We start from the raw sequence: 9,468 nt of genomic DNA on the forward strand, positions 1-9,468 counted from the left end.
CGGCGTATTTCCAGGCGGCTGGCGTGTTTATGCCGCTGTCGACGGTTGGCGGGTTGCCGGTACACGCTTTGAGTAGCAGGCACGCGCCCAGCAGGGAGTTTCGTTTATTCACTGGTCAACGCCTTAACCGGATCGAGCCGGGCAGCTTTACGGGCCGGCATAAAGCCGAATACGACGCCGGTGACCAGCGCACAGCCAAACGCGCCAAGCACCGCCACCAGAGAGAACTGCACTGCCACCTCGGCCAGTACCAGCACGCCGCTGACCAGCAGTGCCAGGGCGATGCCGACCAGGCCGCCGACCACCGAGAGCATCACCGCCTCGGTGAGGAACTGGCGCAGAATGTCGCGCTGGCGCGCCCCGGTGGCCATGCGAATACCAATCTCGCGGGTGCGTTCGCGCACGGTCATCAGCATGATGTTCATCACGCCGATCCCGCCGACCAACAGGGAAATCGCTGCAATCGAACCGAGCATCAACGACAACGTGTTCGCCGTGCGCGCCTCGGCCTGGATCATTGCTGCGTCGTTGGTCAGGTGGTAATCGAGCTTGCCGTTATGCAGCTTTTTCATCAGTTGGTCGATGGCTTGTTCGGCCTCATGCACTTTGCGCGCGTCGTTGGCGGCAATCACCACGTATTCGGGGTTATAGGTGCCGAACAGGCGCACGCTGGCGGCGGTGTAGGGGATGGCGATACGGTCGTCGCTGTCTTGCAAGCCGGAGCTGGAGCCTTTTTCCGCCAGCACACCCATCACTTGAAAGGGCACGTTTTCTATCAGGATGTATTGGCCGATGGGGTCTACCTGGCCTTTGAACAACTTCTCGCGCACGCGATGACCGATCACCGCCACCGTGGCCCCGGCGCGCTCGTCGGCTTCGGTGAAGTAACTGCCTTCGGCCACTGGCCAGTTGAAGATGGCCGGGAAGTTGGTGTCGTTACCGCCCACATAGGCCATGTAGTCGACGTTGCCGAAGCGCACCCCGGCATAGGTGCCGTTTACCGGCATGATGCGCTTGACTTGGGGCAGTGTGGCCAAGGCGGCAACATCATTGAGGGTTACGATACCTTGCGGCGTGCGCGGGTTGGGCGAGAAGCCACTCAAGTAGATGATGTTCGAGCCGAACGCCGCCATCTGCGCCATGACCTGGCGTTTGCTGCCTTCGCCCACTGCCAGCATCACCACCACCGACGCCACGCCGATGATGATCCCCAGCAGCGTCAGCGCGGTGCGAAAGCGGTTGATCCACATCACCCGCCAGGCCGCCTGCACGGCGTCCAGCAGTTCGGCTTTCCAGGCGCCATTGTGTTCGGCCCCGTCGGCCAGGCGCTGGCGCAGGTCCACGGCTTGCAGGGCGTCGCTGTTGGCCGTGACGGGCACGTGGGTGTGACTGCGCGCCGAGTCGCTGATGATCAGGCCATCGCTGATCTCGATGATGCGGTTGGCGTGCGCCGCGACTTCGCGGTCGTGGGTAATCAAAATGACCACGTGGCCCTGGCTCGCCAGTTCATCCAGCAGCCCCATCACCTCGGCGCCGCTGTGGCTGTCGAGGGCGCCGGTGGGTTCGTCGGCGAGGATGATGTGGCCGCCATTCATCAACGCGCGGGCAATCGAGACGCGCTGTTGTTGACCGCCGGAGAGCTGGTGCGGGCGGTTACCGGTGCGATCGGCCAGGCCCAGGCGCGTGAGCAGGGCCTTGGCGCGGGCATGGCGTTCGGCGGCGCTGATGCCGGCATAGATCGCCGGCATCTCGACGTTTTCCTGGGCTGAGCCCGACGGGATCAGGTGGTAGCCCTGGAACACGAAGCCGAAGGCTTCGCGGCGCAGCCAAGCCAGTGCGTCGCTGTCCAGGTGCGCGACGTTTTCCCCGGCGAACAGGTACTCGCCCACGGTGGGCCGGTCGAGACAGCCGAGGATATTCATCAGCGTGGATTTTCCGGAGCCGGAGACGCCAACAATGGCGACAAAATCCCCGGCATGGATCGACAGGTCGATCCCACGCAATACGTCGACCTGCGGGCTGTCGCCGCCACCGTAGGATTTGCGGATGTTCTTGAGTTCGATCAGCGGCGTGGTCAAATCAACCCCCATTGCCGTTGGCCGGGCCGATCAACAGGTGATCGCCCTCGTTCAGGCCGTCCAGCACTTCAACCCGCAGGCGGTCGCTGATACCCAGGCGTATTTCGCGTTCCACGATGGCGCCGTTTTTTGCCACCACGCGGGCGATCGTCCTATCGGTGCCTTGGCTGCCGAGCAGCGCCGCGACCGGCACGGTGAGGGCGTCCTTGACCTGGCTGGCGACAAAAAACACCTGAGTGGTCATTTCGGCCATCAGCGCGTTGTCAGTGTTGTCCACATCCAGCAGCACGGTGTACAGCACGACGCGGCCGCTCCCGGTTTTGCTCGTGCTGCTGGGGCTGCCATTGCCCTGGCTGGTTTCGTTCAGCGGCTTGGGCGGGATCGGCAGGATCTGGCGCACGGTGCTGGTCCAACGGCGGCTCCCGCCTGCGAGCGTGGTGAAATAGGCGGCCATGCCCGGTTTGACGTGGCCGATGTCGGCTTCGGATACTTCGGCCCACACGGTCATCGGCGATAACTTGGCAATGCGCAGGATCAGCGGCGTTTGTTGCTGGGCGTTTAGGGTCTGGCCGACCCGCGCGTCCACCGCCACCACGGTGCCGCTCATGGGCGCGTAGATGCGTGTATAGCCCAGTTCAGCCTCGTCACTGCGCAGGTTGGCCTGTGCCTGGCGGATCTGCGCCAGGAACATGTCGACCCGCGCCTGGGTTGCGCTCAGTTCGGCCTTGGCGGTTTGTACATCTTCCTCGCGGGTGGCGTTGCCGGCGACCAGGCGTTGCTGGCGCTGGTATTTCTGGCGGGCGAGCTCGTGCTGGGCTTTCTGTTCCTGCAACTGGGCCTTGAGGTTTTCGATGGAGTAGCGGCTGGCGTCAAGCTTGGCCTGTTGGGTGGCAGGGTCGATCTCTACCAGCAGCTCGCCTTCCTGGACCTGGTCACCGGCCTCCACATGGATTTTGCGGATCTGCCCGGACGCCTGGGCGCCCACATCGACATACCGGCGCGGTTGCAGAGTGCCCAGTGCGGTGACGCTGTTTTCAATGTTGCCGCGAGTTACGGTGACAGTAGGCAGGCCATCGCGGCCCGGCGGCAGCATCTGCCAGGCGGCCAGCGCAATGAGGGGGATCAGGCACGCGACAGCAAGCAGTGCGCGTCGGGCGGGGCGAGGGCGTTTCATGCGTGGGTTCCAGCCAGGAAATTGAGGCCGCATTGGCGGAGGGCTGACTGTTATACGAGAAAATTGCCCAAGAATTTAGCTGTTTACATACTCGGTAACAGCTCTGTCGAATAAAAAAATCGTCCGTTGATGCGAGACTTCTTTAAAACTAGATGAGAATTACTATAAATTGCACGTACTCAAACTGCCATCATTCATGGCCTGCCTGCTTTAGCGCTCAAGGATTAGATGCCGCCTCACCTGGCGGCCGGGAGTCATGTTGGAAAACTACTATCGCGAGCTGGTGTGTTTCCTCAACGCCAAGCTGGGCAACCGTCAGGTGGCCGAGGATGTGGTGCATGACGCTTATGTCCGGGTGCTTGAGCGTGCAAGCGACACGCCAATCGAACAACCGCGGGCATTTTTGTACCGCACGGCCCTCAACTTGGTGATCGACGGCCATCGCCGTAACGCGTTGCGCCAGTCCGAGCCCCTGGAGGTGCTGGACAACGAAGAGCGTTTTGCCCCCAGTTCACCGCATGCCAGCCATGATCAGGGCCTGCGCCTGGAAATGCTCGAGCGCGCTCTGGCCGAGCTGCCGGCGGCCTGCCGCGACAGTTTCCTGCTGCGCAAACTCGAGGGCCTGTCGCACCTGCAAATCGCCGAGCGCTTGAGCATTTCCCGCAGCCTGGTGGAAAAACATATCGTCAACGCCATGAAGCATTGCCGGGTGCGTATGCGCGAGTGGGAAGCGCACTGATCAACGATCAGTTAAATTTTATTTCATTGTCCTCGTTTCCTATCAACACATGACCTGTTGTGCAGGTCTTGAAGGTATTTCCGCCCCACCGCCAAGGGGCTTATCCAGAGGACACTGGAATGACACAGGCAATTGCTTCGCCCGCGGTTCACGACCTGATCGGTATCGGTTTCGGCCCTTCGAACCTGGCGCTGGCCATCGCCCTGCAGGAGCGTGAAAAAGCCCAGGGCAAACTGGACGTCCTGTTTCTCGACAAGCAGGCCGACTACCGCTGGCACGGCAATACCCTGGTGACGCAGAGCGAACTGCAGATCTCGTTCCTCAAGGACCTGGTGACCTTGCGCAACCCCACCAGCCCGTATTCCTTCGTCAACTACCTCAAGGCCCACGACCGTCTGGTGGACTTCATCAACCTGGGCACCTTTTACCCGTGCCGCATGGAGTACAACGACTACCTGCGTTGGGTCGCCGGGCAGTTCCAGGCCCAGGCGCGTTACGGTGAGGACGTATTGGCCATCGAGCCGGTTCTGCAACAGCAACACGTTGAAGCATTGCGGGTGATCTCCCGTGATGCATCGGGCGAGCAGCATGTGCGCACCACCCGTTCGGTGGTGGTCAGCGCCGGAGGCACACCGCGTGTGCCGCCAGCGTTTGAAGCGCTCAAGGATGACGGCCGCGTGTTCCACCACTCCCAATACCTAGCGCGTATGGCGCAGCAGCCGTGTGTTGAAGGCAAGGCGATGCGCATTGCAATCATCGGCGGCGGCCAAAGCGCGGCGGAGGCTTTTATCGACCTGAACGACAGCTTCCCGTCCGTGCAGGTCGACATGATCCTGCGCGGTTCGGCGCTCAAGCCGGCCGATGACAGCCCGTTCGTCAACGAAGTGTTTTCACCGGCGTTTACCGACCTGGTGTTCCAGCAAGTTGGCGCCGAGCGCGAGCGCCTGGTGGCCGAGTACCAGAACACTAACTATTCGGTGGTGGACCTGGACCTGATCGAGCGTATCTACGGCATTTTCTACCGCCAGAAAGTCTCCGGTATCGCTCGCCAGGCCTTCCGCACCCTGACCGTGGTCGAGAAAGCCACCGCCAGTGCGTTGGGCATCGAGTTGGTCCTGCGCAACAACGCCAACGGCCAAACCAGCGTCAGTCATTACGACGCAGTGATCCTGGCCACCGGTTACGAGCGCCAGATGCACCGCGAGTTGCTCTCGCCGCTGCAAGCCTACATGGGCGACTTCGAGGTGGCGCGCGACTATCGCATCGTGACTGACGAGCGCTGCAAGGCGGGAATCTATATCCAGGGTTTCAGCCAGGCCAGCCATGGTTTGAGCGATACGTTGCTGTCGGTGCTGCCGATCCGGGCGGACGAGATTGCGGCATCGTTGTATGTGCATGATCGCCACCGTGGCAAAGGCCGTTCGGTTCAAGACTTACTGCTCGCAACGGCGAGCTGACAGGCTGCACTTGTGGCAGGCAGGGCTGCCTGATACTGTACAAAAAACCAGTATCGGTAGCCCTTCATGCAGTTGATCGAAAAACTCAGCATCCTTGCCGACGCCGCCAAGTACGACGCTTCCTGCGCCAGCAGTGGCGCACCCAAGCGCAGCTCCGAGGGCAAGGCCGGGTTGGGTTCCACCGACGGTATGGGCATCTGCCACAGCTACACCCCGGACGGCCGGTGCGTGTCGCTGCTCAAGGTGTTGCTCACCAACTTTTGTCTCTACGACTGCCAGTACTGCGTCAACCGCCGCTCCAGCGACGTGCCCCGCGCGCGTTTCAGCCCGGAGGAGGTGGTCACCCTGACCCTGGATTTCTACCGGCGCAATTGCGTCAGCGGGCTGTTTCTCAGTTCCGGCATCATCCGTTCGGCTGACTACACCATGGAGCAGCTTGTCCGGGTGGCGAAACTGCTGCGTGAAGAGCACGACTTTCGCGGCTATATCCACCTCAAGACCATTCCCGAAGCCGACCCGGCGCTGATCGCCGAAGCCGGGCGTTATGCCGATCGGCTGAGCGTGAATATCGAACTGCCCACCGATGCCAGCCTGCAAACGCTGGCGCCGGAGAAGCAGATCGTCTCGATCAAGCAAGCCATGCAAACCATCTACACCGGTGAGCAAACTGTTCTCAACGAACCGCGTGCCCCGCGTTTCGCCCCGGCCGGGCAGAGTACGCAGATGATCGTCGGTGCCGACGACACCGACGACAGCACCATCCTGCACGGCGCCGAGGCGTTGTACGGCAATTTCAAATTGCGCCGCGTGTATTACTCGGCGTTCAGCCCCATCCCCAACAGCCCGAAAAGCGTGCCCCTGGCCGCGCCGCCGTTGATGCGCGAACACCGTTTGTATCAGGCGGACTTTCTGCTGCGCAGTTACGGCTTCAGTGCCAACGAACTGTTCCAAGGGCCGGGCCACCTGGCGTTGGATATCGACCCCAAGCTGGCCTGGGCCCTGGAGCATCGCGAGGTGTTTCCCCTGGATCTGAACCGCGCCGAGCCGACCCTGATCGCGCGTATTCCCGGCATCGGCCTGCGCACCACCCAGCGCCTGGTGGACCTGCGCCGCGAACGCAAGATCCGTTTCGAAGACCTGGCGCGCATGCGCTGCGTGCTGGCCAAGGCCAAGCCGTTTTTCATCACCAGCGACTACCACCCGCAACAGGCCGAAAGCACCAGCGTGTTGCTGCGCGAGCAACTGCGCGACCGCCCGCAGCCACAGCAAATGGGGTTGTGGGGATGATCAGCCTGGAATGCGACAACCTGTTCAGCACCTGGCGCGAGCAGGCGCGCTGGCTACTCAGCCATCAGGTCGACCCCAGCCAAGTGAGCTGGGGCGAAGCGCAAGTGGCGGACCTGTTTGCCACCGACGAGCCCATCCCTGAACAGCTTGGACCGTTCCAGGCGCGGATTACCAAAGCCTTGTTGGAGCTGCTGGAGTCGGCGGCTTGCTATCACGGCGATCAGCGCTGGAGTTTGCTTTACGAGGTGTTGTGGCGAGTCAGTCATGGCGACCGTACGGCGATGCTTGCGGGTGACAAATTGGGCAGCGAGTTGCAGCGACGGATCAAGCAGGTCAGCCGTGAAGCCCACCACTTGCATGCATTTGTGCGGTTTATTGCCGTACCCGTAGAGGCGGGCCCTGAGCTGCCGGAATACGTGGCCTGGCACGAGCCTGCCCACGACATATTGAAATCAGCCAGCCAGCACTTTATCGGGCGCATGGGCCGTCATCGCTGGATGATCGCCACGCCGCTGGATGGGGTGTATTACGACGGTGAGCAGTTGATTCATCAACGGCAGTGCCCCGAGGCGTGGCAGCAACTGGCGCAAAATGTCGAAGACCCTCACAGCGCGATGTGGCAGACTTACTACAGCCATATCTTCAACCCGGCGCGGCTGAACCCCAAGGTGATGGAAGGGCACCTGCCGAGCCGGTTCTGGAAGAATTTGCCAGAGGGTAAGCTGATTCCAGGGTTGATCAGTGAGGCGCGTACCGGCAAACAGCGCGATGGCCAGGCTAAGCTGATCGGCGCACGGCCCGGTAAGCGTATTGGCGCGGCGCACCTTCCCACCGGTTAGTTTGTGCGTGGGGTGGGGCTTTGCGCCGCAGGGCTGACGAACTGCTTCAACGGCGAATCCAGGTCATCGGTTTTAACCGGCGGGCGATAGTCTTGAGTGCTGGCAGGCATCACATTCTTCAGTGCGTAATCTGCGTGGGAAGGTTGAGTGCTTGAGTGGGTGGGTTGGCTTGCAACGCCGGGCAGCTCTTTCAAGCAGTTCTCTTTCTCGACCCCCTCCGGGAAATCACGACAGGCCTGTTCGCGGTTTTTGCGAATACACCGTTCTCGTTCTGCAGGCACCAGGCGATTCTGGCAGGAGGCCCCCGACAATATCCCCATGGCCACCTTAAACCAGGCGGCTGAAGCGTCGCTGCCGGGTGGTGCTGCCTGAGCGGCAGGCGAGAGAAGGCAGGCGAGCAGTGCGCAATACAATAATGACGTTTTGATGGTGTTCATCCTTGACGCGGCCAGTCACAAGTAAGGTCTGTATAACATCCTGGTGTTTCAAGCAGCAACACCGAACACCACCCTTGACCATTCCCACGCAGAGCGTGGGAACGATCTACGATCTATAGTGACGGACGCTGTTCAGGCCAGCGCAGGCGCGGTGTTTTTGACCTCCGCCAACTCCGGATGCGCCACCAGCTTATCAATGTGCAACTCATCGTTGTTCAACCAGCTCTCCGTCAGCACCCGGTAATGTTCCATGTCCCGGCAGCGCATGCGCAGGCTGTAGTCAAACGGCCCGCTGATCAGTTGGCATTCGAACACCTGCGGGCAGGCTTTGACGCACGCCTCGAAAGCCTTCTGCGCCGAGCGCCCGCGTTGATTGGACAAGGCCACCAGCACCAGCAGCGACAGCCCCGGGTAGACCATCTGCACATCGATGATTGCCCCATACCCGCGAATCACGCCGCGCCGCTCCAGCTTGCGCACCCGCTCCAGGCAGGGCCGTGGCGTCAGGTGCACCAGTGACGAGAGCTTTTCGTAGGTGATACGCCCCTGATGTCGCAGCACGTCGATGATTGCCTCATCGATGCGATCCAGCGCAGGGGAAGAATGGGGTCCGTTGGCTTTGGTATCCATGAGTTCACTTCAAACGTTGGAAAGAAATGGCTGCAAGCGCTCGCTGCTGGGGTGGTCGAGAATCTCGGCGCCGCCTTGTTCCCCGACCCGGCCCTGATGCAAAAACTGCACGTGGCTGGACACCTGGCGGGCAAAGCCCATTTCGTGGATGACCATCAGCATGGTACGACCTTCCTCGGCCAACGTCTGTATGACTTTGAGGACTTCTCCTACGAGTTCAGGGGCCAGCGCTGAGGTCGGTTCATCGAACAGAATGATTTCCGGCTCCATCGCCAGTGCGCGTGCGATCGCCACACGCTGTGACTGGCCGCCCGAGACAAACGCCGGGTATTGATCGGCCACGCGGCGTCGATTTCAAAGTAGTCCCCGCCGAACACTTCGCTCAGGTCGTTGAGCCACAGTTGCAGGCTGTAGAAAATCAGCAGGATCAGCACCAGGTCCGGCACGCTGCGGATCAGCGTGGTGTACAGCGTGGTCGGCATGCGCAGCCAGTTGACGCTGGAGCGCTTGGCGCCAGCGGCAATCAGGCCCAAGGTGATGTCCAGTGGCAGGGTCGGATCCTTGCAGGCTGCCGTCGCCGGCTACGGATTCGAAGGGTGGGTACTCGTGGAATACGCCGAAACGGATTTCTTTCCCGTCTAGGGCCTGGGCGCAAAGCGGCATGCCAGAGCGGTCTCAGGCGCGCTTTTTGTGCTGTACGTGTCTCGTCCTGAATAAGGTTTACACCTTCTGGCTTCTTATCAGGAGGGTGCAATGGATACGGGCGCAAAACGTAGTCAGCGCGATTACACGCTGACTTTTAAATTGTCGGTTGTCGACCAAGTAGA

8 protein-coding genes and 3 pseudogenes are annotated in these 9,468 nt (G+C 61.3%); 4 read left to right on the forward strand and 7 right to left on the reverse strand.

Annotated elements, in window-relative coordinates; translation table 11 throughout:
• Positions 1-104: 104 nt before the first annotated feature.
• Together E0F99_RS26505 and E0F99_RS26510 are read right to left on the reverse strand one after the other, a co-directional pair.
• Entirely contained in the window at positions 105-2,090 is a 1,986-nt protein-coding gene (locus tag E0F99_RS26505; protein ID WP_162276187.1) for a MacB family efflux pump subunit, read from the reverse strand.
• Positions 2,080-3,252, reverse strand: coding sequence for an efflux RND transporter periplasmic adaptor subunit (locus E0F99_RS26510; RefSeq protein ID WP_083357843.1), 1,173 nt, complete (start codon positions 3,250-3,252; stop codon positions 2,080-2,082). The genes E0F99_RS26505 and E0F99_RS26510 overlap by 11 nt, the downstream gene beginning before the upstream one ends.
• Positions 3,253-3,508: 256 nt before the next feature.
• Here E0F99_RS26510 and E0F99_RS26515 point away from each other — a divergent pair, with 256 nt between their 5' ends.
• The 4 genes from E0F99_RS26515 to E0F99_RS26530 all read left to right on the forward strand — a co-directional run bounded on the left by E0F99_RS26515 (position 3,509) and on the right by E0F99_RS26530 (position 7,574).
• A complete protein-coding gene (locus E0F99_RS26515; protein ID WP_083357844.1) occupies positions 3,509-3,991 on the forward strand; it encodes a sigma-70 family RNA polymerase sigma factor in 483 nt (160 codons plus the stop codon).
• A 119-nt stretch (positions 3,992-4,110) separates the two neighbouring features.
• Complete coding sequence (locus tag E0F99_RS26520) at positions 4,111-5,448, forward strand: lysine N(6)-hydroxylase/L-ornithine N(5)-oxygenase family protein (protein WP_083357845.1); 1,338 nt, start codon at positions 4,111-4,113, stop codon at positions 5,446-5,448.
• Between the two features lie 66 nt (positions 5,449-5,514).
• Entirely contained in the window at positions 5,515-6,735 is a 1,221-nt protein-coding gene (locus tag E0F99_RS26525) for a putative DNA modification/repair radical SAM protein (protein WP_083357846.1), read from the forward strand.
• Positions 6,732-7,574, forward strand: a complete 843-nt coding sequence (locus E0F99_RS26530; protein WP_083357847.1) for a TIGR03915 family putative DNA repair protein — start codon at positions 6,732-6,734, stop codon at positions 7,572-7,574. Before E0F99_RS26525 ends, E0F99_RS26530 begins: the two co-directional genes overlap by 4 nt.
• Here the strand turns inward: E0F99_RS26530 and E0F99_RS26535 are convergent.
• The 5 genes and pseudogenes from E0F99_RS26535 to E0F99_RS30695 all read right to left on the reverse strand — a co-directional run.
• Complete coding sequence (locus E0F99_RS26535; RefSeq protein ID WP_130909018.1) at positions 7,571-8,011, reverse strand: hypothetical protein; 441 nt, start codon at positions 8,009-8,011, stop codon at positions 7,571-7,573. The two genes, E0F99_RS26530 and E0F99_RS26535, sit on opposite strands and share 4 nt — an antisense overlap.
• 132 nt (positions 8,012-8,143) lie before the next feature.
• A complete protein-coding gene (locus E0F99_RS26540; RefSeq protein ID WP_083357848.1) occupies positions 8,144-8,641 on the reverse strand; it encodes an Lrp/AsnC family transcriptional regulator in 498 nt (165 codons plus the stop codon).
• A 9-nt stretch (positions 8,642-8,650) separates the two neighbouring features.
• Positions 8,651-8,986, reverse strand: a pseudogene (locus E0F99_RS26545) (ATP-binding cassette domain-containing protein); the annotation flags it as partial.
• Between the two features lie 2 nt (positions 8,987-8,988).
• Positions 8,989-9,192, reverse strand: a pseudogene (locus E0F99_RS26550) (amino acid ABC transporter permease); the annotation flags it as partial.
• Positions 9,155-9,304, reverse strand: a pseudogene (locus E0F99_RS30695) (ABC transporter substrate-binding protein); the annotation flags it as partial. The pseudogenes E0F99_RS30695 and E0F99_RS26550, both read right to left, overlap by 38 nt.
• Positions 9,305-9,468: the final 164 nt, after the last annotated feature.

Source organism: Pseudomonas antarctica (genome assembly GCF_900624995.1).
Lineage (GTDB): Bacteria > Pseudomonadota > Gammaproteobacteria > Pseudomonadales > Pseudomonadaceae > Aquipseudomonas > Aquipseudomonas antarctica.

Coding starts and splice junctions, on each gene's coding strand:
- E0F99_RS26505 (WP_162276187.1), bottom strand. CDS start 2,090: ATGGGGGTTGATTTGACCACGCCGCTGATCGAACTCAAGAACATCCGC.
- E0F99_RS26510 (WP_083357843.1), bottom strand. CDS start 3,252: ATGAAACGCCCTCGCCCCGCCCGACGCGCACTGCTTGCTGTCGCGTGC.
- E0F99_RS26515 (WP_083357844.1), top strand. CDS start 3,509: ATGTTGGAAAACTACTATCGCGAGCTGGTGTGTTTCCTCAACGCCAAG.
- E0F99_RS26520 (WP_083357845.1), top strand. CDS start 4,111: ATGACACAGGCAATTGCTTCGCCCGCGGTTCACGACCTGATCGGTATC.
- E0F99_RS26525 (WP_083357846.1), top strand. CDS start 5,515: ATGCAGTTGATCGAAAAACTCAGCATCCTTGCCGACGCCGCCAAGTAC.
- E0F99_RS26530 (WP_083357847.1), top strand. CDS start 6,732: ATGATCAGCCTGGAATGCGACAACCTGTTCAGCACCTGGCGCGAGCAG.
- E0F99_RS26535 (WP_130909018.1), bottom strand. CDS start 8,011: ATGAACACCATCAAAACGTCATTATTGTATTGCGCACTGCTCGCCTGC.
- E0F99_RS26540 (WP_083357848.1), bottom strand. CDS start 8,641: ATGGATACCAAAGCCAACGGACCCCATTCTTCCCCTGCGCTGGATCGC.